General features: G+C 73.8%; 24 protein-coding genes. 11 read left to right on the forward strand and 13 right to left on the reverse strand.

Annotation, left to right across the window (positions count from 1 at the left end):
- The first annotated feature begins 429 nt into the window (after positions 1-429).
- From ACWGH0_RS22540 to ACWGH0_RS22555, 4 genes are all read left to right on the forward strand, one after another.
- Positions 430-1,923 (forward strand): Y4yA family PLP-dependent enzyme, encoded by a 1,494-nt coding sequence (locus ACWGH0_RS22540; RefSeq protein WP_453405986.1) that lies wholly within the window; start codon positions 430-432, stop codon positions 1,921-1,923.
- Positions 1,920-3,239, forward strand: coding sequence for a pyridoxal-phosphate dependent enzyme (locus ACWGH0_RS22545; protein WP_453405987.1), 1,320 nt, complete (start codon positions 1,920-1,922; stop codon positions 3,237-3,239). Before ACWGH0_RS22540 ends, ACWGH0_RS22545 begins: the two co-directional genes overlap by 4 nt.
- Before the next feature lies 1 nt (position 3,240).
- Positions 3,241-4,506, forward strand: coding sequence for an aminotransferase class V-fold PLP-dependent enzyme (locus tag ACWGH0_RS22550; RefSeq protein WP_453405988.1), 1,266 nt, complete (start codon positions 3,241-3,243; stop codon positions 4,504-4,506).
- Positions 4,507-4,597: 91 nt separating this feature from the next.
- Complete coding sequence (locus tag ACWGH0_RS22555; protein WP_453405989.1) at positions 4,598-5,356, forward strand: class I SAM-dependent methyltransferase; 759 nt, start codon at positions 4,598-4,600, stop codon at positions 5,354-5,356.
- 71 nt (positions 5,357-5,427) lie between these two features.
- On the opposite strand, the gene ACWGH0_RS22560 is transcribed toward ACWGH0_RS22555, so the two are convergent.
- The 6 genes from ACWGH0_RS22560 to ACWGH0_RS22585 form a co-directional block, all read right to left on the reverse strand.
- Entirely contained in the window at positions 5,428-5,715 is a 288-nt protein-coding gene (locus ACWGH0_RS22560; protein WP_453405990.1) for a hypothetical protein, read from the reverse strand.
- 110 nt (positions 5,716-5,825) lie between these two features.
- Entirely contained in the window at positions 5,826-6,545 is a 720-nt protein-coding gene (locus tag ACWGH0_RS22565; RefSeq protein WP_453405991.1) for a sortase domain-containing protein, read from the reverse strand.
- A gap of 153 nt (positions 6,546-6,698) precedes the next feature.
- Positions 6,699-7,028, reverse strand: a complete 330-nt coding sequence (locus ACWGH0_RS22570; protein WP_453405992.1) for a hypothetical protein — start codon at positions 7,026-7,028, stop codon at positions 6,699-6,701.
- A 161-nt stretch (positions 7,029-7,189) separates the two neighbouring features.
- Positions 7,190-8,047 (reverse strand): GNAT family N-acetyltransferase, encoded by an 858-nt coding sequence (locus tag ACWGH0_RS22575; RefSeq protein WP_453405993.1) that lies wholly within the window; start codon positions 8,045-8,047, stop codon positions 7,190-7,192.
- Positions 8,048-8,172: 125 nt separating this feature from the next.
- Positions 8,173-8,415 (reverse strand): DUF6296 family protein, encoded by a 243-nt coding sequence (locus tag ACWGH0_RS22580; RefSeq protein ID WP_453405994.1) that lies wholly within the window; start codon positions 8,413-8,415, stop codon positions 8,173-8,175.
- 121 nt (positions 8,416-8,536) lie between these two features.
- Positions 8,537-9,160, reverse strand: coding sequence for a histidine phosphatase family protein (locus tag ACWGH0_RS22585; RefSeq protein WP_453405995.1), 624 nt, complete (start codon positions 9,158-9,160; stop codon positions 8,537-8,539).
- A gap of 160 nt (positions 9,161-9,320) precedes the next feature.
- Between ACWGH0_RS22585 and ACWGH0_RS22590 the strand changes: the two genes are divergently transcribed.
- Complete coding sequence (locus ACWGH0_RS22590; protein WP_453405996.1) at positions 9,321-10,064, forward strand: SIR2 family NAD-dependent protein deacylase; 744 nt, start codon at positions 9,321-9,323, stop codon at positions 10,062-10,064.
- Between the two features lie 30 nt (positions 10,065-10,094).
- Here the strand turns inward: ACWGH0_RS22590 and ACWGH0_RS22595 are convergent, their stop codons facing one another.
- Positions 10,095-10,256, reverse strand: coding sequence for a hypothetical protein (locus ACWGH0_RS22595; RefSeq protein ID WP_453405997.1), 162 nt, complete (start codon positions 10,254-10,256; stop codon positions 10,095-10,097).
- A 311-nt stretch (positions 10,257-10,567) separates the two neighbouring features.
- Here ACWGH0_RS22595 and ACWGH0_RS22600 point away from each other — a divergent pair, with 311 nt between their 5' ends.
- On the forward strand, positions 10,568-11,323 hold the full coding sequence (locus ACWGH0_RS22600; protein ID WP_453405998.1) for an aquaporin: 756 nt from the start codon (positions 10,568-10,570) through the stop codon (positions 11,321-11,323).
- A 67-nt stretch (positions 11,324-11,390) separates the two neighbouring features.
- Here ACWGH0_RS22600 and ACWGH0_RS22605 read toward each other — a convergent pair whose 3' ends face one another.
- Positions 11,391-12,302 (reverse strand): arginase family protein, encoded by a 912-nt coding sequence (locus tag ACWGH0_RS22605; RefSeq protein WP_453405999.1) that lies wholly within the window; start codon positions 12,300-12,302, stop codon positions 11,391-11,393.
- A 26-nt stretch (positions 12,303-12,328) separates the two neighbouring features.
- Positions 12,329-13,714 carry an FAD-binding oxidoreductase gene (locus ACWGH0_RS22610; RefSeq protein ID WP_453406000.1) on the reverse strand — a complete coding sequence of 462 codons (1,386 nt, stop codon included), beginning with the start codon at positions 13,712-13,714 and terminating at the stop codon, positions 12,329-12,331.
- A gap of 220 nt (positions 13,715-13,934) precedes the next feature.
- Between ACWGH0_RS22610 and ACWGH0_RS22615 the strand changes: the two genes are divergently transcribed.
- On the forward strand, positions 13,935-15,101 hold the full coding sequence (locus tag ACWGH0_RS22615; RefSeq protein WP_453406001.1) for a sulfite oxidase: 1,167 nt from the start codon (positions 13,935-13,937) through the stop codon (positions 15,099-15,101).
- Between the two features lie 85 nt (positions 15,102-15,186).
- Here ACWGH0_RS22615 and ACWGH0_RS22620 read toward each other — a convergent pair whose 3' ends face one another.
- A complete protein-coding gene (locus ACWGH0_RS22620) occupies positions 15,187-15,390 on the reverse strand; it encodes a hypothetical protein (RefSeq protein WP_453406002.1) in 204 nt (67 codons plus the stop codon).
- A 142-nt stretch (positions 15,391-15,532) separates the two neighbouring features.
- On the opposite strand from ACWGH0_RS22620, the gene ACWGH0_RS22625 reads away from it, so the two are divergent.
- On the forward strand, positions 15,533-16,297 hold the full coding sequence (locus tag ACWGH0_RS22625) for a 2OG-Fe dioxygenase family protein (RefSeq protein ID WP_453406003.1): 765 nt from the start codon (positions 15,533-15,535) through the stop codon (positions 16,295-16,297).
- Positions 16,298-16,318: 21 nt separating this feature from the next.
- On the opposite strand, the gene ACWGH0_RS22630 is transcribed toward ACWGH0_RS22625, so the two are convergent.
- Both ACWGH0_RS22630 and ACWGH0_RS22635 read right to left on the reverse strand, forming a co-directional pair.
- Complete coding sequence (locus ACWGH0_RS22630; RefSeq protein ID WP_453406004.1) at positions 16,319-17,479, reverse strand: carboxylate-amine ligase; 1,161 nt, start codon at positions 17,477-17,479, stop codon at positions 16,319-16,321.
- Positions 17,480-17,704: 225 nt separating this feature from the next.
- Entirely contained in the window at positions 17,705-17,896 is a 192-nt protein-coding gene (locus ACWGH0_RS22635; protein WP_453406005.1) for a DUF6381 family protein, read from the reverse strand.
- 169 nt (positions 17,897-18,065) lie between these two features.
- On the opposite strand from ACWGH0_RS22635, the gene ACWGH0_RS22640 reads away from it, so the two are divergent.
- Positions 18,066-18,584, forward strand: coding sequence for a metallophosphoesterase family protein (locus ACWGH0_RS22640; RefSeq protein WP_453406063.1), 519 nt, complete (start codon positions 18,066-18,068; stop codon positions 18,582-18,584).
- A 136-nt stretch (positions 18,585-18,720) separates the two neighbouring features.
- Positions 18,721-19,956: a sialidase family protein gene (locus ACWGH0_RS22645; RefSeq protein WP_453406006.1), complete on the forward strand. Its 1,236-nt coding sequence runs from the start codon at positions 18,721-18,723 to the stop codon at positions 19,954-19,956.
- On the opposite strand, the gene ACWGH0_RS22650 is transcribed toward ACWGH0_RS22645, so the two are convergent.
- Positions 19,945-20,700 (reverse strand): ZIP family metal transporter, encoded by a 756-nt coding sequence (locus tag ACWGH0_RS22650; RefSeq protein WP_453406007.1) that lies wholly within the window; start codon positions 20,698-20,700, stop codon positions 19,945-19,947. The genes ACWGH0_RS22645 and ACWGH0_RS22650 overlap by 12 nt on opposite strands.
- A gap of 155 nt (positions 20,701-20,855) precedes the next feature.
- Here ACWGH0_RS22650 and ACWGH0_RS22655 point away from each other — a divergent pair, with 155 nt between their 5' ends.
- Positions 20,856-21,332 (forward strand): NUDIX domain-containing protein, encoded by a 477-nt coding sequence (locus ACWGH0_RS22655; protein WP_453406008.1) that lies wholly within the window; start codon positions 20,856-20,858, stop codon positions 21,330-21,332.
- The last annotated feature ends 201 nt before the right edge of the window (positions 21,333-21,533 follow it).

Here is a 21,533-nt window from a genome sequence, read left to right on the forward strand (position 1 = left end):
GAATCCGGCGGCGTACCCGAAACCGAAGGCGGTCGTGGGGCGGGCCCCGGCGGGCCCGGGGGGGGGGCAGGGGTGGGGGGGCCGGGCGGGCCCCGGGGGCGGGGGGGGGCGGGTTCCCCCCCCGCGGGCGGGTGTCGGGCCCCCGCGCCGGGGGGGGCCAGACGGCCCGCCGGGTCCGGAACCGCAGTTGAGGCCCCTTCTCCCGGTCCGTGCGCAGCTCATCGTGGGTCATGACGCCGACAGCACGGGCGGAATTCAACAATCCGATTTGCCCGCTTTTCCGGCATGTCCCGAAACCACTTGATGGTAACGATTTTCATGCTCTAGTGTCGTCGCGTCTGCTTCTCCGGCCCGGATGCATCCACCCCACGAGGTCCCACCCGCGAGGTCCACCCAAGAGGTCCATTCACGAGGTCCACCCACGAGAAGATGGAGACCGCGTCCCACATGGCGACTCCGCTCTTTCTTGCTCCGCGCCTGGAATCCAGGCTCCGCTCGCTGCTGGACTCCCCCGCGTTCCTGCACGACCTGGTCTGCGCGCTCGGCTCACCGCTCAACGTGGTCCTGCCCGACCAGGTCGCCGAGAACCTGGAGCGGTTCCGGTCGGTGTACCGGCGCCACCGCCTCAGTGGTGACGTCTTCTTCGCCCACAAGGCGAACAGGTCCAGTGCGCTGCTGCGGCGGCTCGCGGCCACACCCGCCGCCGTGGACATCGCCTCGCTCGGCGAACTCCAGCACGCCCTCGGCGCGGGCTTCGCCCCCGACCGGATCATGGCCACGGGCCCCAAGAACCCCGAACTCCTCTGGCTGGCCGCCCGCAGCGGGATCACCGTCAACATCGACTCGCGGGCGGAACTGGCCGAACTCGCCGCTCTTGTCGGGAAGTTCGGACTGCCCCGCGTACGCATTCTGCTGCGCCTCTCGTCCTTCGAGGCGACCGGCACCACGGTGCTGACCCGCAGAAGCCGGTTCGGCACGTCCGTGCGGGAGCTGGACGCCCTGCTGGACGCGGTCGAGAGCCACCGCGACACCACGGAACTCATCGGCGTCGCCTACCACCTCGACACGATCGGCCTGCCCGAGAAGGCCGTGGCGCTCGAGAACTGCATCACGGTCATGAACGCGTGCGCCGGCCGCGGCCTGCGACCCAGCGTCGTCGACATCGGCGGCGGCTTCGGCGTCAACTACCTGGACGACGGGGAGCAGTGGGAGCGGTACACCACCGAGCTCACCCACGCCGTGCTGGGCAGGCGCCCACCGCTGACCTGGCAGAGCCACGGCTACGGGCTGCGCGGCGAAGGGGGCACCGTACGCGGCGCGCTCGGCCTCTATCCGGCCCACCGGCCGGTCGCGGGACCGCAGTACCTGGAAGCGCTCCTGTCCCTGCCCGCCCCGTCGCTGGGCGGACGGCCACTGGCCACACTCCTCCTGGAGCACCTCTTCGACCTGTACACCGAGCCCGGCCGCGCCCTCGTCGACCAGAGCGGGCTCACCCTCGGCCGGGTCCTCGAAGTGCGGCACACGGCGGACGGCGACTGCTTCGTACGGCTGGACATGAACGCCCGTGACGTCAGCCTGGAGGAGCACGGCGTCCTGGTCGACCCCGTACTCGTCCCCCGGCCCGGCGGAAACGCCGGCGCGGAGGGCGGCGGCCCCGGGCCGGTCGGCGTCCACCTCATCGGGAACCTGTGCCTGGAGGCGGACTTCATCACCCGGCGCACCGTCCACCTGCCCCGCCTGCCGGCCACCGGGGACCTGCTCGCGTTCGCGAACACGGCGGGCTACTTCATGGACTTCAGCGCCGACCACGCACTGCGCCAGCCGATAGCCCGCAAGGTCGCGGCCTTCCAGGACGCCGGCTCCTGGCGCTGGTGTCTCGACGACCAGTACTGGCCCAACATCGTCACGGGGGAGCACACATGAGGTACGACAGCATCACCGAGGTGATAGGCGACACTCCCCTGGTCCGTATCGATCCTTCCGTGCACGGGCTGCGGAACATCGACCTGTACGCGAAGCTCGAAATGCTCAACCCCTTCGGCTCCGTGAAGGACCGTGCCGCGTGGAACATGGCACGGCCCCATCTGGAGGCCGCGCGGGCGAACGGCCATTCCGTCGTGGAGCTGTCGAGCGGCAATACGGCGAAAGCGCTGGCCGTCATCGCCGGAATGCACGGCCTTCCCTTCAAGAGCGTCACCAACCGGATGAAGGTCCCGGAGATCAAGGACCTCCTGCTGCTGCTCGGCGCCGAGATCGAGGAACTCCCCGGCCGGTCCGAATGCCTCGACCCCACCCATACCGACGACCCGCTGACCCGGATCCACCAGATGCTGTCCGACACCGACAGCGCCGTCCTCCACACCGACCAGTACTACAACCCGCTGAACGTCGAGGCGCACGCCTGCGGCACAGGACCCGAGATCATCAAGGACCTCGGCGGCAGCGCCCCCGACTACTTCGTGGCCTGTGTCGGCACCGCCGGCTCCTCCACCGGCACGGCCCGCGCGCTGCGCGCCCACAACGGCTCCACCTCGGTCATCGGCCTGGTCGCCCACAAGTCGGACTTCATCCCCGGCATCCGCAACATCGACGAGGTCCACGAGGTGGGGCTCTTCGACCCGGCGACGTACGACACCGTCGAGTCGGTGACCGCGGACGAGGCCATCGACGGCATGCTCACCCTCGTACGGCGCTGCGGCATGCTGGCGGGCCCCACGGGCGGGGCGGCGTACTCCGGCGCGGTCCGCAGTCTCCGGCAGGTCGACGAAGGGCTGACCGAGCGCAGGTCGGCGGTCTTCATCGTCTGCGACCGGGTCGAGAGCTACATGAGCTACGTCCGGCAGAGGCGTCCCGAGCTGCTGAACCAGCCCGCCCGGCCGCACTCCATGGCCGCCCTGCGCGACTCCGAGCCGGCCACCGTCACCGTCGTCGACGTCGCCGGGGCCCGGGCGTGGATCGAGCGGGACCGCCCGCTCGTGATCGACCTGCGCGGCTCCATCGCCTTCCACGCCCTGCACATCGAGGGATCGGTCAACATCGTCGACCAGCTCTTCGACGAACTCCTCCACGGCGGCCTGCCCTTCGGCAGCAAGCAGCCCGTGCTGCTCGTCTGCCCGGTCGGCGAGCAGTCCGTGAAGTACGCCGCGCTGCTCACCCGCATGGGGCACACCGACGTACGAAGCCTGGCGGGCGGCGTCATCGCGTGGCGGGACGCCGGCGCGCCGATGGTGAGGGACTGACATGCCGGCCTCCCCCGCGCTGGGCACCGATCCGCCCCTGAGTCCGGGCCACGAGCGCGATCTGCGGGACCTGAGCGACTGGCAGGCCGGGCTGCGCGCCCAGTTCCCCATCCTGGCCCGCCGGCCCGCGCCGGTCTATCTCGACAGCGCAGCCACCGCGCAGAAGCCGCAGGCCGTCCTGGACGCGGTGCGGACGTATCTCACCACCTCCAACGCCAACGCCGGGCGCGGCACGTACACCTGGGCCAACGAGACCACCGCGCTGGTGGACCGGGCGCGCGACCGCGTGAAGCGATTTCTGCGCGATCCGGCCCCGGAGCGCTCCACGGTCCACCTGACCGGCGGCACCACGGAGGGGCTGCGTACGGTCGCCCGGGACTGGCTCACCACGTGGCTCCGGGACGGCGACGAGATCGTCGTCCCCTTCGCCGACCACGAGGCCAACGCCCAGCCGTGGCTGGAGGCGCGGCGGCTGCTGGGTGAGCGCGGGATCCGCATCGTGATCAGGGAGATGCCGTACGAGGCCGGGTCCCGGGACTACGACCGGACGGCGCTCGCCGCGCTCGTCAACGAGCGGACCCGTTTCGTGGCGGTCACGCACGTGCACCACGTGTACGGGGCGGACATGAACGTGCACCGCGTCCGCCGCACGGTGGGCCCCGACGTGCCCATCTGCCTGGACGCCGCCCAGAGCGTCGGCCACCTGCCCGTCGACGTCGGAGCGCTCGACGTGGACTTCGTCGTCTTCTCCGGGCACAAGGCGATGGCGCTGCCCGGCTCGGGCGCCGTCTGGGCGCGTCAGGAGCGCGGGCCCGGGTTCCGGCCCGGCGGCTGGAGCGGCAGCCCCAACACCACGGGCGCCGTGAGCCTGACGGCGGCGCTCGACTGGCTGGACGAGGCCGGCACCGACCGGATCGAGCGGTGGACGGTCGGGCTCGGCGCCCGGCTGACGGACGGGCTGCGGCGCCTGCCGTCGTACGAGGTGCTGGGCTGCCCCCTCAGTCTGGCCGCGGACTCGTCCGTGCAGCGGCGCCAGGGCATCGTCACGTTCCGGCACCGCGCCGTCGGCTCCAACGACCTCGGCTTCGTCCTGTCCAGCCACGATCTGATGGTGCGGGCCGACGGGCACTGCCAGGCGCGCTCGGGCGAGGAGGAGAGTTCCGTGCGGGTGAGCCTGCACGTGTACAACACCGCGGACGAGATCGACCGGCTGCTCGACGTGCTGGACGGGATCGACCGGCGGGCGCGGGGTGCGGCGACGTGCTGAACGCCGGGCCGCCGGTCGCGACGGCCGACGTGTACGCACGACCTTGCGGCTCGCCCGCGCCTTCAACCAGTACAGCGACCAAGGGCACCACGTGACACAGCAGTTGACACCGGAAGCGGCGGCGGAGTGGATCCGGCGCTGGGACATCCAGCAGGAACGGTACGCGATCGACCGCGAGGAACGCTTCACCGTGATCGCGGACGTCGTCGAGCACACCACGGCGGGGCAGCGCCGGCCGCTTGTGGCAGATCTGGGATGCGGCCCCGGGTCGCTCACCGCACGGCTCGTCGCCCGGCACCCGGAGTGGGAGATTGTCGCCGTGGACGCGGATCCGCTGCTGCTGGAGCTGGGACGCCGACACTGCGGTACGGCGGCCAGGTTCGCGGACGTGCCGATCGGCTCCCCCGGCTGGACCGACGCGCTGGCCCTGGACCGGCCGCTGGACGCCGCGGTGTCCGCCACCGCGCTGCACTACCTGCCCGAGCCGGTCCTGCTCGACGTGTACGCACGGCTGCGGTCCCTGCTGCGCCCCGGCGGGGTGGTCGTCAACGCCGACCACTTCGTTCCCGAGGAGCCGCTGGTCGCACGCCTCGCCCGCCACGTGGGTTCCCGGCGGGCCGGGAGGCTGGACGCGCGCGGTCACGAGGACTGGCAGTCGTGGTGGGCCGCCGTGTACGCCGCCCCGGAGCTGGCGCCGCTCGTGGCGGAGCGCGGCCGGCGGCGCCTGGACGGCGACGACAACGGCCTGAGCGCCGAGCGTCATACCGAACTGCTGCGGAAGGCGGGCTTCGCCGAGGCGGGACCGGTCTGGCAGTACGGCCACAGCCGCGTGCTCGCGGCGTTCGCCTGAACCGACGGCGGGACGCCGGGGGCGTAATCGCCCCCGGCGTCCCGATGGAACCGCCGGCGTCGCCGGAGGGGCTAGCCCAGCTCGGGAACCGCGCCCGTGAGCGGCGCCACCATGCCGGTGAACTGCTGGAGCTCGTTGAGCTTGTGCAGCTGGCCGAACCCCTTGAGCTGGTCGGTCACGGTCGGCACCTCGGCCCGGCGGTCGACGGGGATGGCGCTCGATCCGAGCTTGTCGAGCTCTTCGGGAACCGACAGCAGGTAGCCACCGGAGGTTTCGGCGGCCGTCGCGGACGGCGCGGCGAGGGCGGAGACCCCCGCGGCGAGGGCCGCGACGGCGAGGACACGCTTAGCTTTGATCATGACTGGAGCAACGGCCGAACGGTCCGCCCGGACACGGCCGCACGCCGCCCGTCACCCGCAAGCCACATCCCGTGCGCCGGTGTTCGACCGGGTACGCGGCGACCGGCCGGCTACCCGGCCGTCGCCGTCCGCGACGAGACCAGCACGCCGATCTTGTCGATGCGGTGCTCGGGGTTGCCCTTGGCGTCGCGCCAGAAGTTGCCGGCCGCGTCGTCCTCCGGCGTGGCGCAGGTGGACACCGTGATCATCGCCTCGGTCGGCTTCTTGCCGGGCGACCCCGGAACGGCGGCCCGCTGCTCGGCCAGCGACCGCTCCGAGCGGAACGACGTCTTGCGGGTGTCGGTGATCTCGTACTCGTACTCCTTGCCGCCCGCCGTGACGAAGACGGAGTCGCCCTCGTCCACGGAGGGAAGGTCGCGCAGGGGTCCGCCGGCGGAGAGGCGGTGCGCCGTGACGAGGTAGTTGCCGACCTCGCCCGGCCCTACGCCGCCCCCGTCACCGTACGGACTGGCCGCCACCCCGCGGTCCTGGATCTTCGTACCGGCCCAGTCGTCGGTCGTTCCCTCGTACGGGACGACGCGCAGATCCGTCACGCCGATGGACGGTATGGCCATCACCGCCGCCTGTTGGCGTGCGGGACTCTCGGCGGCGGCGGGCTCGGCGGACGCCGTGGCGGGGGCCCGCGCGGGCGGCGAGGCGTCCGTGAGGACCGAGGCGGCGGCCGGGGGCCTGGCGTCCGCCCGGCCGGTGCCGGCGCCCGCGCAGCCCACCAGTGCGGCGACCAGGGCGCCCGTGGCGGCGGTGGAGACAACGATGCGGGGACTGAACATGACTTCCCGGGCTCACGGAAGGGGCGGACGGTTCGCCGTGCGTACGGCGGCCGGCTTTCCCACCACAACACGGTGGACCGGTGAGGTGTTCCCGTCCCCGGGCCCCGATCGCGCCCCTGCCGTGCCCGGCCGCGCACGGGCGCGCGGCGCGGGTCAGGGACTGGTGATCCACCGCAGGACGGCCCTGACCGTGGGCTCGTCGAGCCGGCTCAGGACGTCGATGGCTTCGAGGTCGCCGGGCAGGGGTGCGACACCGTTGGTGGTCAGGGCCGCGTGGAGGTCCAGGCGGCGCCTGTCCGTGGTCCCCAGGGAGAAGGACGGCCCCTGCGAGGGCTGCGGGGCCAGCAGGGAGTAGTCGTCGGCATCGTCGAGGGCCGCCGCCACGGGCGGCTGGTCCAGGTCGTCCAGGCCGTGGAAGCGGTACGGGTCGAACGCCCATCGCGGCGTCCTCGGCGGTAGCCCGGGAATCGGGGTGCTGTTCATCGGAACCTCCAGGGATCGTCACTGACCCACAGCAACCCCCTGAGGCCCCGCTCGGTTGCGCCCCGGGCCGGCAACCACCCGAACGCCCCCTACGGCATCTCTTCACACCACCGGGAAATCGGCCGGGAAGCCGGTCGGGCGGACCCCGGACCGGGGGCCCGTCAGTAGAGGACGGAGGGCAGGTACGCACCGGCGGGCTGGTTGTAGAGCCCGACGGTCATCAGGCTCATCAGCTGCTGCACCTTGAGGCCGTGGCCCAGACACCAGCGCAGCAGCACCCCGTTCGAGGCGGGGACGAGGATGCCCGGGCCGCCGAAGGACGGCGCGGCGGCGACGAGCGCCCTGATGTCCTCGGTGCTCTCGCCGACCGCGTGGGCGAAGAAGGACAGGTCCGTGGCGTAGCCGGTGATACGGCCGCCGTGCTCGCTCACGCGGGCCGTGCCCGCCTTGACCCCGTCGACGAGTTCGCCGCCGCGGTCGGCGCCGTGCACCCTGCGGCACAGCTCGTTGCAGGCCGCGACGTCCGCGTCCGTCGCGGGCCGCACCTCGTACCCCGCCACCGTCTCTTTGATCGGCGGTCCCTGGAGACAGGCCATCGTGTCGCGGAACTCGAATCCGAGCCCGGCGTACAGGGCGAACGAGCGCGAGTGGTAGCCGCTCTGCAGCAGCCGGATCCCGGGTGCGCGCCGCTCGGCGGCCCGCCGCATGACGTCTTCCATGAGCCGGCGTCCGAGGCCGCCGTTCTGGACGGCCGGATCCACCGTGATCGGCCCGACGCCGACGACGGGCGACCGCTCGTCCAGGAAGTTGCTGCCGACGATCCGGCCGTCCACCTCGGCCACGACCGTGTAGAAGCCGGGGTGGTTCAGGAGCGTCTTGAACATGCCCTCGGCCGTCTCCGCGCCCGGAACGTCGGAGGAGAAGCCGTGTTCCAGGGCGATGCCGGAGAACGCGGCGTAGCAGATCCTGCCGCACTCGGCGGCATCGTCCGGCCGGCCGGGACGCAGTACGAGTGCCATGAATCGATCCGCCTTCCGCGCTGTTTACCGCTTCCTGCGTGACCCTTTCGGACAGGGACGTCCGGGCCGGGCCCTCCCCCCATCAGAAGCGCGGGCGGCGACTGCGGCAACCGGTGGGGCGCGCGCTAGGCCGGGCGGACCTGGACCGCCACGGCCGGGTCCTGGTGCCCGCCGCTGGCGATCATGCGCACCTCGTCCCGGTCGCTTATCTCGGCCAGGACGATGCCGGTGTCGTCCGCGTACACGGGGTGGCCGCCGGGCCCGCTCCGTTCCGTGCGGTGCACTTCCACGACGTCCGCCGTGTCCGGGACGGCTGCCGGTGCGCCCGGACGCACGAAGACCAGTTCGTAGCGATCGGACCTGCCCATGTCGTCGCCTCCTCGCTGAGAAAACGTTGCCCCGCCCTCAGACGTACGTACTCCCATAGTCCCGCATTACGGGCGGTGGGGCCGGTGCGGGGTGGATCCCCGCCCCGCCGTCCCGTGGGTCTCAGATGTGCAGGTCGGGCGGGAAACCGGTCCAGCGCAGGTCCGCCGGCAGGTGCCGCACGTCGTTGTGGCAGAGCACGGAGGACGGCCTGCCCGGCGCGTACCGGATCACCGTCAGGGCGGCGTTGCCGTGGTTGAGGCCGACCCAGCGCCACGCGGGCGCGTCGAGGGCTGCCCGGACCAGCCAGCCGATGAGGAAGTTGTGGGTGACCACCAGTTCGTGCCGCGGCAGCCCGCCCTCCACCGGCCCCGTGAACCGCGCGAGGGCCTCCCGGGCGAGCGCGGGCCCGCGCTCGCGCTCCTCGGCCGGGAACTTCGCGAGGAAGTCCAGCAGGCCGTCGGCCGAGTCCGGCGGAAGTTCCTCCCGGCGCGGAACGTACGGGATGTAGTCGCCGGCCGGCTCCGACCGGTGCAGCGGTACGCCGTCGAGCTGTTCGGCGACGAGCCGTGCCGTCTCGGCCGCGCGGGGCAGCGGACCGTGGTGCACGGCGGCCAGCGGCGTCCCGCGCAGCCGTTCACCGAGCCGCACGGCCTGCCGGCGTCCGGCTCCGGTCAGGGCCGTCTCGTCCGCTGACGCCTCGCCGTGGCGGGCGAGGTAGAGGTACCGCGTGGCCGTGCCGGTCATGTCAGAACCCCCTGGAAGTCGCCGGTCCCGCGCGTGCAGCGCGTCGAGCGGAGGGACGCGGGGACCGCCCCGCGCGGTTCCGGGGGACCCGCGCCGGGGAACCGGGAAGCTCGCGTCAATCGCGTCGACGGCGCGCCGGGCGCGGCCTAGGCTCACGGACATGAGCGACAACGGCACTGCACGGCGGCCGCTGGTGGCCGTCCTCAGCGGAGCCGGGATCTCCACGGACTCCGGCATCCCCGACTACCGCGGGCCGAACGGCCTGTGGCGGCGCGATCCGGAGGCGGAGAAGCTCGTCACGTACGGCTTCTACATGGCCGACCCGGACATCCGGCGCCGCGCCTGGCGCATGCGGCTCGAAAGCCCCGCGCTGCGCGCCCTGCCGAACGACGCGCACCGGGCCGTCGCCGGGCTGGAGCGCTCGGGGGTGCCGGTGCGGGTGCTCACGCAGAACGTCGACGGGCTGCACCAGATGGCCGGGATGCCCGCCCGCAAGGTCCTGGAACTGCACGGGTCCGCGCGGTCAACGGTCTGCACCGGTTGCCACGCCCGTTCCCCGATGGAGGACGCGCTGGCGCGCGTGCGGGCGGGCGAGGAGGATCCGCCGTGCCGTGAGTGCGGGGGCATCCTGAAGTCGGCCACGGTGATGTTCGGACAGCGTCTCGACCCGGTGGTGATGGCGCAGGCTCTGGCGATCGCCAAGGCGAGCGACGTGTTCGTGGCCGTGGGCACGAGCCTGAAGGTGCAGCCCGCCGCCTCGCTCGCCGGGATCGCGGCGGAGCACGGCGCCCGGCTGGTCGTCGTCAACGCCGAGCCGACGCCCTACGACGAGCTGGCCGCCGAGGTCGTGCGCGAGCCGATCGGGACGGCGCTTCCCGCCGTGCTGAGGCGCCTGGCCGGCTGAGGGCGGCCCGGCGACTTCCGGGCGCCCCGCCTACCAGCGCGCGGCCGTGGCCCGTACGGCGCTGAAGTCCATCGCCTGCTCGACCTCGCGCAGCGTCTTCTCGGCGACCTGGCGCACCTCTGCGGGTACGTCGCCCCGCTCCTCCACGAGGTCTGCATAGATCGGTGCGTCGGCACGGTTCGCGGAACTCACGTCGGAGAGGGCCCTTCAATCGGTACGTGCGGATCCCGGCGGCAGCCGGAACGGAGGACGAGTGTAGGTGGTCCGTAAAGCGGCGGGCAGGCCGCCCCGGCTCCCGGCTCGGCGCCCGCAGCCTACGGCGTGGCCGCCGCGCGGCTCATGGCAGGTGCCCCATGGGGCCGTGGGCGGCCTCGCGGCGCCCCGGAGTGGGTCCCGCCGGGCAGCTCGGGTGTCCACCCTTCGGACGGCGCTCTACTTCATTTCCAAGATACGGAATACATTTTCCATTAACAGCGTTTGGGGCACGGGGGAGGAACCACAGCATGGGCATCGACACGGCTCTGCCACGCCGAGCGGCCGCCGAACTGGTGGGCACGGCGGCCCTGGTGACCGTCATCGTCGGCTCCGGGCTCCAGGCCGCCGGCCTCAGCCGGGACACCGGGGTGCAGCTGCTCGCCAACACCCTCGCCTCCGCCCTCGGGCTCGGCCTGCTCATCGTGCTGCTCAGCCCGGTCTCGGGCGCCCATCTCAACCCGGTGATCACCCTGTTCACCTGGTGGTCCCGGCGCCGGTCGGCGGACCGCTTCGGCGGCCGCGAGGTCGCCCTCTACCTCGCCGCGCAGCTCACGGGCGCGGCGGCCGGGGGCCTGCTGGCGGAGTCGATGTTCGGCCGGGCGCCGGGCGTCTGGTCCACGCAGGTGCGGTCGGCCGGGCATCTGCTGCTCGGCGAGGCGGTCGCCACGGCCGGACTCGTAGTGGTGGTGTACGGGCTGGAACGCATCGGGCGCGCCCGGCTGACCCCGCTCGCCGTGGCCTCGTACATCGCCGCCGCGATCTGGTTCACCTCGTCGGGCTCCTTCGCGAATCCGGCGGCGACGGCCGGCCGGGCGCTCACCGACTCCCTCACGGGCATCGCCCCGGTGTCGCTCCCCGGTTTCGTCACCGCCCAGCTGCTCGGCGGGGTGCTGGGCGCCTGCCTGGCGACCGTCCTCTACGGGCCGCCCGCGGCGTCCGCCCCCTCCCCCGGCCAGCCGCTGGGCATGCGCGCCCGCGTCCGGCCCCTGTGGCGGCGCGCCTGAGCCGTCGGGCGGACTCGCCCGCTCCGAGCCGCCGCGCCGGCCGACGCCTGCGCTGCCGCCCTCCGCGTCAGCGCTCGCGCACCGACAGCCCCCGTCCCAGGCACTCCGTGAGGCGGGCGGCGATGCTCCCGTCCGGATCGAGGCGCGGGTTGAAGACGGTGACGTCCAGTCCCCGGGCCCGCGGGCCGGCGAGCGCCTTCCGCAGCACGGTCTCCAGCTCCGCCCAGGTCAGCCCGCCGGGCATCCGGTAGTCGACGGCGGGCATCACGGCGTCGTCCAGGACGTCCACGTCGAGGTGCACCCAGTACCCGTCGCTCCCGCCGGCGGTGAGCAGGCCGACCGCCCGGCGCGCCGCCACCGCGGCGCCCACCGCCCGCACGCCGTCGAGGGCGACCGCGTGCAGCCCCGGCGGCAGAGGCTGCATGCCCGCCTCCGCGGATTCGGCGGCGTCGCGGAAACCGAGGGCGACGACGTCCTCGTCCCGTACGAGCGGCCTTCGGCCTTCCAGGCCGGTGAGCGGCGGCGGGCCGCGCCCGGTGGCCAGGGCCAGCTCCATCGAGGCGGCCTCACCGGCCGGTTCGGCCGAAGGCTGGTAGAAGTCGGTGTGGCCGTCGACGAAGAGCAGCCCGTGCCGTCCACGGCGGCGCAGGGCGAGAAGGGCGCCCAGCAGAATGCTGCAGTCGCCGCCGAGGACCACCGGGAAGCGGCCCCGGCCGAGGACCGCTCCTACCCTGTCCGCCAGTTCGACCGAGTACCGCGCGATGCCCGCCGCGTTGAGCACTCCGGTGCGGGGGTCGCGCACGGGGTCGTACGCCGGCGGGTCGACCCGGCCCTCCCACACCGCCGCGATACGCGCCCGGAGCCCGGCGCCGAGCAGCGCCGCCGGCGCGTCCTGCACGCCCGACGGCCGCAGCCCGAGTACGGACGGCGCCTCGACGACGGCCGCCCGCCGGACCTCCGCGTACGCGCCCGCGTTCACGTCCTGTCCGTGGTGCCGGCGGCGGGTCAGTACTGCTGCGCCGGCTCGATGTTCTGGTTGACGTGGAAGAAGTTGTGCGGGTCGTAGGTCCGCTTGATGTCCGCCAGCCGTTCGTAGTGGTCGCCGTAGGCGGCCCTGACCCGGTCCTGGCGTTCGCCCGCGCCCATGAAGTTCACGTAACCGCCGCCCATGGAGTGCGGGTGCAGTTCCTCCCAGTAGTCGACGCACCACTGCCTCAGCAGTTCGGCGTTGGCCGGATCGGGGTCGACGCCGCCGATGATGCCGGACCACACGGCGTCCCGGTAGCTCCAGGCGGTGTCGTCCCGGCCGACGCGGCTCGCCGCCCCGTCCACCGGGTAGAGGTGCATGGTCGACAGGTCGGTGGGCAGGTTCTCGGCGTACTTGGCGTGCACGTCGACGGCGTCGTCCGTGATCCGGTCGAAGAAGTCTCCGCGCCAGTACCACTGCAACCCGGCCGGGATCAGCTCGTCGAACATGGTCTGGAGCGCCGGGTACGGCATCGGCGCCGCGAAGTGGAAGGCCGGCGGGCCCGGTTCGCCGACGACGGCGAGCGCCGCGTCGAGACGGTCCAGGTCGCCCGTCCAGCACCACACGACCCCGCACATCTTGTGGCCGTGGAGCTCCTCGGGGAACGGCGGGCCGGGCGGCACGGTGAGCGTCGCGAAGAAGCCGTTCAGGTCCTCGGGTGCCTGCGGCAGGAACTCGCGGTACCAGCGCAGCACCTCACGGGTGCTGTCGACCGGCCACACGGTGATGCCGGCGCCCACGGTGCCCACCGGGTGCAGCCGGAAGCTGAACGCGGTGACGACGCCGAAGTTCCCGCCGCCGCCGCGCAGGGCCCAGAACAGGTCGGGGTGCTCGGTCGGGCTCGCCGTGACGAAGCTGCCGTCGGCCAGGACGACGTCCGCCGCCAGCAGGTTGTCCGCCGTGAGCCCGTACTTGCGGGTCAGATGCCCGTGTCCGCCGCCGAGGGCGAGGCCGCCGATGCCCGTCGTCGACATGATGCCGGCGGGGGTGGCGAGTCCGAAGCCGTGGGCGGCGTGGTCGAGGTCGCCGAGCTGGCTGCCGCCGCCGACCCGCGCGGCCCGTGCGGTCGGGTCGACGCGCGCCCACCGCATGGGCGACAGGTCGATGGTCACGCCGTCCTCGACAAGACCCAGGCCGGGACCGCTGTGCCCGCCGCCCCGGACCGCGGCTTCGAGGCCGTTGTCGCGGACGAATCCGACGGCCGCCATGACGTCCGCGGCGTCCACGCACCGCGCGATGGCGGCCGGGCGCCGGTCGATCATGGCGTTGTAGATGGCGCGGGTCGTGTCGTACTCCGGGTCCTGCGGGCCGATGACCGGTCCGCGCAGGGCGGTTCGCATCGCTTCCAGAGTCTTCGAGTCCATGACCCTCTCCTCGCCGAGACGCGGAACCGCTTCCCACCCGGTCTCTCCCCCGTCGGGCCCGCCGGTGAGCGGTCGTGCGCCGGCGCCCGGCACCCCGTTCAGCCGCGTCCACGGGCGAACAGTGCGCCGGAGGGCCGATACGTCCAGCATCCCGCCCGCCCCGGACCGGCGCAATTCGTCGCGGGGTGCCCCAAGCCCGTGAGAAGCGCACCATGAGGACATGGACGGACGTACGGAGGGACGCGCCGTCGCGGGCCCCGGCGGACGCGCCGGGGCACGCCTGGAGGACGTCAGCACGCCGGGGCGCGTCGCCGGTCCGGGCGAGGGCATCGGCCAGGACGAACTCGGGCTCGCGGCGCGCAACCACGGGCTGCCGCTGGAAGCGCTGCGGTACGACGTCACCCCGCCCGGACTCCACTACGTACTGGTCCACTTCGACATCCCCCTGGCCGCCTCGGGCGACTGGCGGCTCACGGTCGGCGGCCGGGTCCGCCGGCCGCTGACGCTGGACCTGGCGGCACTGCGTTCCTTCCCGGCCGTCACGCGGCGCGTGACCATGGAGTGCGCCGGCAACGGCCGGGCGCGTCTGACACCGCGGCCCGTGAGCCAGCCGTGGCTGGTGGAAGCGGTCGGTACGGCCGACTGGACCGGGGTGCCGCTGCGTCTGCTGCTCGACGAGGCGGGGGTGGGGCCGGACGCCGTAGAGGCGGTGTTCAGCGGGGCCGACCACGGTGTCGAACGCGGCGTCGAGCAGGACTACCGGCGGAGTCTGCCGCTGGAGGTGGCCACCGGGGACGATCCCGGGGTGCTGGTCGCGTACGGCATGAACGGCAGCCCCCTGCCGCCCCAGCACGGTCACCCGCTGCGGCTGGTGGTCCCCGGCTGGTACGGCATGGCGCACGTGAAGTGGCTGCGCGAGATCACCCTCACCGACACGCCGTTCGCCGGCTTCCAGCAGGCCGTCGCGTACCGCTACCGGCAGGCGGCCGACGAGCCGGGCGAGCCGGTCACGCGCATCGCCCCGCGGGCGCTGATGGCGCCGCCGGGTTTCCCCGACTTCATGTCACGGACCCGCGTCGTGCGTCCCGGCCCGGTGCCGCTGGAGGGCCGGGCCTGGTCGGGGTACGGCGAGGTCACCAAGGTCGAGGTGAGCACGGACGGGGGCCGCTCCTGGCGCGAGGCCGAACTCGCCCCGTTGGACGGGCACGTGTGGGCCTGGCGGCGGTGGCGGACGTCCTGGACCGCCGCACCGGGCCGCCATGTGCTGAGCGTCCGCGCCACCGACGCGGCGGGCCGCACGCAGCCGCTGGAGCAGCCGTGGAACCGCGGCGGCTTCGGCAACAACCAGGTGCAGCGGATCCCCGTTCTGTGCCTGGCCGACGGCTGAACCGGGCGAAGGTTTCCCCGAGTCGGGCCGTGTCCGGGTGCGCGGACCGGACGGTACGGTACGCGCGGCGAACGGAGCGGGTGCGCTAGTGCGGGAGGGTGCCCGTCGTCTTCTCCAGACGCAGCAGGTCGTGCGGTGTGAGCCCGGACGCCTCGCAGACCGCCTCGACCGGCGCGCCCTCGCGCACCGCGCCGACGGCTTCCGTCTCGACATCGGCCCGGGCAGCGTCGAGGGCGGCTTCGGCTTCACGCAGACGGCTGACAGCCAGGTCAAGAGAGGCGAGATCCATGGCTGGATGGTCCCATACGGCCTCCGGCCGCCGCACGCCCCCCGGGCGGCCCGGACCGGGATGCGGGCGGACGCCGCGAACCCGACCATGAAAGCCGGAGCGCCGTTCAGGGCGCCCGCACCGAAGTGGACGGACGTTGGCAATGACTGGCCCCCACCACGGCACCACGACCGGTGCCGCCCCCGACCCGGTCCGCACCGCCTCCGTCGAGGCGGCCCGCCGGGCGCTGAACTCGACCGGTGTGCATCTGATGCGGCCCGACTCCATGACGGCGTGCACGGGAACGGACCGCCGGGCGTGGGACCGTTTCGCCGCGCACTGGGAGGACCTGTCGCCCGACCGCTACGCGGCCGAGAGCGGCACCTGCCGGCTGCGCCGCTACGGGCACTTCTCCCTCGCGGCGGCGACCGGGGAGCTGACGCTCCTGCCGCACATCCCGTTCGTGCAACCGCGGGACACGAACCCGCTGTTCGTCCAGGTGGACCGCCACTTCGACCCGCTCACCGACGCCTTCGCGGCCGATCCCGTGCTCAGGGCGCTCATCCGGCTGCTGGGGGAGCTCGCGGACGGCCTCGCCCGGGCGGCGGAATGGAGTGTGAACGTGCATCCCTTCCGTGTCGTCGCCGCGGCCGACGACCGGGGGGAGCCCACTCCGGAGGGTCTGCACCGCGACGGCGTCACCCTCGTCTCCTCGCTCCTGATCGCCCGGCGCAACGCGGACGGCGGCGAGAGCGCGGTGTTCGACCCGGACGGCAGGCAGGTGGTGGCGACGACGCTGGACGAGCCGGGCACCCTGCTGGTCGGGGACGACCGCCGCACGCTGCACCAGGTCTCACCGATCCGGCCGGTCGACCCCGGCCGGATCGCACACCGCGACGTGCTGGTGACCACTCTGACGGCCCGCTGACCCGCGGCCGGGCCCGCCCGCTCACCGGGGCAGCGCCCACCGCGCCGCGGCCGTCGCCGCGACCAGTTCGTCCACGGCCGCCCCGGGGCCCGCCCCCATGGCGGCCGCGGCACGCTGGAGCCGCGCGCCGCAGCCCCGTTCGGTCAGGCGCCGCAGGAACGCCGTCACCTCGGCCAGGTCGCCGTACTCCTCCAGAGCGTCGCGTACGTACGCCACCAGCCGCTCCGCCTGCGCAGAGGCGGGCAGGATCCGGCCGTTCAACGCGTCGACGCCCGCGCCGGACCAGCCGTCGCGTGCCGCGCGCCAGTACGCGGCGCGCAGCAGTTCTGCGCCGGTGCGGGGGCCGGGGTCGCCGTCGCGTACGACCTTGGTCCGCGCCGTCACCACCAGCGCCCTGACGAGCGCGGTGAGGGCGACCGTGTCGTCGATGTCCGGCAGGACGTCCATGGTGCGGACCTCCACCGTCGGCAGCCGCGGGTTGAGCCGGACGTCCCAGAACGGCATGTCCGGCTCCAGCATGGCCTCCGACTCCGCCATCGCCTCGCAGATCCGCCGGTACTCGGCCGCCGACGCGGCGTACGGGGGCGGCCCCAGGCAGGGGAAGCCGCCGCGCATGACGGCCCGCCAGCTCGCGTATCCGGTGTCGCGGCCCCGGTGGAAGGGCGAGTTGGCGCTCATCGCGAGGAGGAGGGGCAGCCAGGGCCTGAGGTGGTTGACGACCAGTACGGCCACGTCCCGGTCGGGCAGGTGCACATGGACGTGCAGGGCGCTGAGGGCGAAGTCGTCGAGCAGCGCGCGGTACTGGTCCGCGCCGGCGAGGTAGCGCGGGTGGTCGCCGATGTCGTCCGGTACGCCGCCGCCCACCGGAGGGGTGCCGGAGGCGCACAGCCGCAGTCCCTCGTCGTGTGCGGCCGCGACGGCCGCGGCGCGCACCCGTGCCAGTTGCCCGCGCAGGTCGTCGCGGCTCGCGCAGGGGGGTGTCTTCCCCTCGATCTGGTACCGGGTGAATTCGCCGGAGACGAGGTCGCCCAGCGCCTCGGCGGCCCGCGCGACGACCGCCGGGCCCGCGGGCTCCATCCGCCGGGTGGCGGGGTGGACGAGGAAGTACTCCTCCTCCACGCCCACCGACGGCGCCGGGGCGCGGTCCGCCGGGTCGGGGTGTCCGTGGTCCTGAGTGCTCACGGCACCAGCATCACGCGGTGCGGCGGTTCTGTCCTCGTGCACCGCCGCACGCCGGCCGAACCGGGCCGCGTGCCGTCGACTCGGCGGTGGGGGCCGTGTGCCCGGATGCCACTGCCGGTCGGTGTCGGGCGCGTGCGACCTGCCGCGTACGCACATGACCGGCCGGTGGCCTCGCGCGCGCCCTGGGGCGCGGGGGCAGCCACCGGCCGGTGCCGTACGCACGGGCTACTGCGGGGGGTAGATGTCCCCGCCGCCCATGCTGCTCGCCTGCTCGCTCTGTTCCCTGAGGCGGCGGGCCTTGTCCTCCAGCCGCTTGCGCTGCTCGGGGTCGAGGGCACGTTCCGCGGCCTGGTCCATCTCGCGCGCCATCTGGCGCAACTCCTGGGCACGGCCGCCGGACTCACCTGCAGCGCTCATGATCACTCCTCGGGTGACGGGACAGAGGGGGCGCACTCAGCGAAGCAGCGTCGGCGCGTCCGCGCATGCCGAACGGTCACCCACCGCTATCGGGCCAGGCCAAGGCATCACCCCCGTGACGGATGCGAGTCTGCGGGTGCGGGGCGGCGGCGTGCGTACGGTGGTGGGTGTGCGCCTGCTGCTGATGTCCGACACCCATCTGCCCAAGCGGGCCCGCGAGCTGCCCGCCGAGCTGCTGGCGCGGGTCGAGCGGGCCGACGCGGTCGTCCATGCCGGGGACTGGGTGGACACGGCGACGCTGGACCTGCTCGAAGCGCGCTCACGGCTCCTCGTCGGCGTCCACGGCAACAACGACGGCCCGGAGTTGCGGGCGCGGCTGCCGGAGGTGGCGCGGGCCGAATTCGGCGGGCTGCGGTTCGGCGTCGTGCACGAGACGGGCGGCGCCCAGGGCCGGGAGCGCAGGTGCGAGGAGCGTTTCCCGGACCTGGACGTGCTGGTGTTCGGCCACAGCCACATCCCGTGGGACACCACCGCCCCCGGTGGTCTGCGCCTGCTCAACCCGGGATCGCCGACCGACCGGCGGCGGGAGCCCTACTGCACGTACATGACCGCCGTCGCGGAGGGCGGCCGGCTCAGCGAGGTCCGGCTGCACCGCCTGCCGCCCCGCCACCGCGCGTCCCGCACCTGAGCGGCCGGCCCGGCAGGCGGGCGTGGCGCACCGCGACAGACGGTTCGTGCCGCTATGTTCCCTGCGGGCGGCGGACGCGTTCGGCTTGCGCGCCGCTGCCGCGCCCCCGCACACGCCGCACCGGACGAGAGACGCGATGAGACCTCGTGCCACCGCCCGCCGACGACCCGCCCTCCTGCTGGCCCTGGTGGCCGCTCTGGGGCTGACAGGGACTCAGCCCGCTCCCGTGGCGCAGGGCGCGACGGCGTACGGGCACACCCGCCCGTGCCCGGCGTCGGTGCCGTACCGGTCGGGCGATTCGGGCTACTTCACCTTCCGCATCCCGGCGGCGCTCAAGGTGCCGGGCGGCGCGCTCCTCGCCTTCGCCGAGGGGCGGCGGAACTCCTCGGCGGACGACGGTGACATCGACCTGGTCCTGCGGCGGTCCTTCGACGCAGGATGCACCTGGCAGCCGCTCCAGCTGGTCGCGGACGCCGGTGCCGACACGGTGGGCAACCCCGTGCCGGTGATCGACCCCCGCAGCGGAGACGTGGTGCTGGTGACGTGCCGGACGCTGGGCGGCGCCACCGAGCGGCAGGTGCGGTCGGGGAAGGTCGCCTCCTGGGTCCGCCGGGTCTACGTCCAGCGCAGTGCCGACGGCGGCCGGAGCTGGACGCCGCAGCGGGACATCACCGACTCGGTCAAGCCGGCCCACTGGAGCTGGTACGCCGTCGGGCCCGGCCACGCCGTCGCCCTGCGGCACAAGGGCCACCGGGGCCGGCTGCTCGTACCGGCGAACCACAGTTCGGGCACGACGGGGCGCAGCGGCGCGCACTCCCTCTACAGCGACGACGGCGGCCGGACCTGGCGCGTGGGGTACGTGAGCGGGTCCGTCGACGGTCCTCTCGCGCTCAACGAGAGCACGCTCGCCGAACTCCCCGGCGGAACGGTGTACATCAACGCCCGCGACCACGACCGGACCGCCGAAGGCTCCCGCGCGGACGCCTACAGCGCCGACGGCGGGCTGACCCTCTCCGTGCCGTTCCGGGCCCAGCCCGCGCTGACAGGTCCCACCGTGCAGGGCAGCGTGCTCCAGGTCGCCGGGCCGCCGTGGCGTGCCCCGCTGCTGTACTCGGGCCCGTCGCACCCGGACAGCCGCCGGCGGATGCGGGTGGGCGCCAGCGACGACGCGGGGCGTTCGTGGCGTACGGCCTGGTCCGTGTCGCCGGACCTGGCCGGCTACTCGGACCTGGTGCAGACGGGCCCGGGCAGAGTGGGACTGCTGTACGAGACGGGGCCGCGGGCCACGCACGAGACCATCCGTTTCACCCTCCTGCCTCCGCACGCGCTGTCGTCCACCGGCTGGGCGGAGCCCCCCGGCTCAGGCGTGTGACAGCGCGAAGGAGACCAGGAAGCCGCTGACGGTGATCAGGCCGATCGCCAGGTGGGCGTCCTCGAACGCCTCCGGGATCATCGTGTCGGCGATCATCGCAAGGATCGCTCCGGCCGCCACCGCCGTCACCGCGGCGACCACGGCGGTCGGCAGCCCGCCGACGACGGCGTAGCCGAGCACCGCGGACAGCGTGCTCGCGGCGGCGATGCCGCCCCAGATGCCGAAGACGTACGTCCTGCCGCGGCCGGCCCTGCGCATGCCGGCCGAGCTCGAAAGGCCCTCGGGAACGTTGCTGATGAACACCGCCACCACGGTCACCGTGCTCACGGCCCCGCCGTCGACGAGGCTGACGCCGATGACCGCCGACTCCGGCACGCCGTCCAGCAGCGCGCCGAGGGCCAGCGCCAGTCCCGACCCCGCCTGCTGCGCCTCCGAGGGCTGCGACCGCCGCAGCCCGGAGCGCTTGCGGTGCCGGGCCCCGCGGCGCGCCAGCCACATGTTGCCCGCCGTGTAGGCCACCGCGCCGCCCACGGTCCCGATCGCCGCCGGTCCGAGCCCGGCCTGGTCGTAGGCCTCCTGGACCAGCTCGAAGGAGACCGCCGAGATGAGCACCCCCGCGCCGAAGGCCATCACGGACGCCACCACCCACTGCGGGATCCGCACCCCGTACCCCAGCACCGCCCCGACGAGCAGCGCGGAGCCGGCCACCAGTCCCCACATCCCTGCCTGTACCACCTGATCCATGGCGCCCATGTACCCCGTCCGGCACGCGGAACCGCCGGAACGCGGCGGTTCGCCCACCAGCGGTCCGTCACGCGCACCCCTCCGGCGGCATCCGGCGGGTGCGACACGGCCGTGCGCGATGGCGTCCGGCCGTCGTGACGGGGAGACTTGACGGCATGTCGGGCAAACGAAGCGCGGGGCTCCTCCTCTTCCGGAACTCATCCGACGGCACCGAGGTGCTCATCGGCCACATGGGCGGTCCCTTCTGGGCCGGCCGCGACTCGGCGGCCTGGTCGATCCCCAAGGGCGAGTACGAGCCGGACGAGACCCCCGAGGCGGCGGCCCGCCGGGAGTTCACGGAGGAGCTCGGCCTGCCCGTGCCCGACGGAGAACTCGTCGCTCTCGGCGAGGCCCGTCAGCCGAGCGGCAAGATCGTCACGATCTGGGCGATCGAGGCGGACCTCGATCCCGCCCTGGCGGAGTTCGGCACCTTCACCATGGAGTGGCCGAGGGGCTCGGGCGTACGGCAGGACTTCCCGGAGATCGACGAGGTGGCGTGGTGCACGCCCGAGAGCGCGAAGGAGCGGCTCGTCGCCGGCCAGCACGTCTTCCTCGACCGGCTCGCCCGGCACCTCGCGGAGCGACAGGAGTAGTCGAGGGCCCGCACCGGCCGGCGGGCCGGACGCCGTCCGCGCCGAGTGGCCCGCCGTGATTCGCGCCACAGGCTCCGGACGCCGTACGGCCCGGGGCGTACGGGGCCCCGGGCCGCGCGGACGGCCGGCGGGCCGTCGCGCGCGGGGGTCGCCGGGGGCGGGTGGTCTACCGTGGGCGGAGAAGCACCTGCATCCGCGCCG

It is taken from the genome of Streptomyces sp. NPDC054887, assembly GCF_053610585.1.

Bases quoted from the DNA above. Each gene is read 5' to 3' on its own strand.
- ACWGH0_RS22570 (WP_453405992.1), bottom strand. From the start codon at position 7,028: ATGAACAGCACCCCGATTCCCGGGCTACCGCCGAGGACGCCGCGATGG.
- ACWGH0_RS22635 (WP_453406005.1), bottom strand. From the start codon at position 17,896: ATGAGCGCTGCAGGTGAGTCCGGCGGCCGTGCCCAGGAGTTGCGCCAG.
- ACWGH0_RS22620 (WP_453406002.1), bottom strand. From the start codon at position 15,390: ATGGATCTCGCCTCTCTTGACCTGGCTGTCAGCCGTCTGCGTGAAGCC.
- ACWGH0_RS22560 (WP_453405990.1), bottom strand. From the start codon at position 5,715: ATGATCAAAGCTAAGCGTGTCCTCGCCGTCGCGGCCCTCGCCGCGGGG.
- ACWGH0_RS22545 (WP_453405987.1), top strand. From the start codon at position 1,920: ATGAGGTACGACAGCATCACCGAGGTGATAGGCGACACTCCCCTGGTC.
- ACWGH0_RS22625 (WP_453406003.1), top strand. From the start codon at position 15,533: ATGACTGGCCCCCACCACGGCACCACGACCGGTGCCGCCCCCGACCCG.
- ACWGH0_RS22540 (WP_453405986.1), top strand. From the start codon at position 430: ATGGAGACCGCGTCCCACATGGCGACTCCGCTCTTTCTTGCTCCGCGC.
- ACWGH0_RS22580 (WP_453405994.1), bottom strand. From the start codon at position 8,415: ATGGGCAGGTCCGATCGCTACGAACTGGTCTTCGTGCGTCCGGGCGCA.
- ACWGH0_RS22650 (WP_453406007.1), bottom strand. From the start codon at position 20,700: ATGGATCAGGTGGTACAGGCAGGGATGTGGGGACTGGTGGCCGGCTCC.
- ACWGH0_RS22550 (WP_453405988.1), top strand. From the start codon at position 3,241: ATGCCGGCCTCCCCCGCGCTGGGCACCGATCCGCCCCTGAGTCCGGGC.
- ACWGH0_RS22645 (WP_453406006.1), top strand. From the start codon at position 18,721: ATGAGACCTCGTGCCACCGCCCGCCGACGACCCGCCCTCCTGCTGGCC.
- ACWGH0_RS22590 (WP_453405996.1), top strand. From the start codon at position 9,321: ATGAGCGACAACGGCACTGCACGGCGGCCGCTGGTGGCCGTCCTCAGC.
- ACWGH0_RS22600 (WP_453405998.1), top strand. From the start codon at position 10,568: ATGGGCATCGACACGGCTCTGCCACGCCGAGCGGCCGCCGAACTGGTG.
- ACWGH0_RS22575 (WP_453405993.1), bottom strand. From the start codon at position 8,047: ATGGCACTCGTACTGCGTCCCGGCCGGCCGGACGATGCCGCCGAGTGC.
- ACWGH0_RS22565 (WP_453405991.1), bottom strand. From the start codon at position 6,545: ATGTTCAGTCCCCGCATCGTTGTCTCCACCGCCGCCACGGGCGCCCTG.
- ACWGH0_RS22585 (WP_453405995.1), bottom strand. From the start codon at position 9,160: ATGACCGGCACGGCCACGCGGTACCTCTACCTCGCCCGCCACGGCGAG.
- ACWGH0_RS22615 (WP_453406001.1), top strand. From the start codon at position 13,935: ATGGACGGACGTACGGAGGGACGCGCCGTCGCGGGCCCCGGCGGACGC.
- ACWGH0_RS22655 (WP_453406008.1), top strand. From the start codon at position 20,856: ATGTCGGGCAAACGAAGCGCGGGGCTCCTCCTCTTCCGGAACTCATCC.
- ACWGH0_RS22610 (WP_453406000.1), bottom strand. From the start codon at position 13,714: ATGGACTCGAAGACTCTGGAAGCGATGCGAACCGCCCTGCGCGGACCG.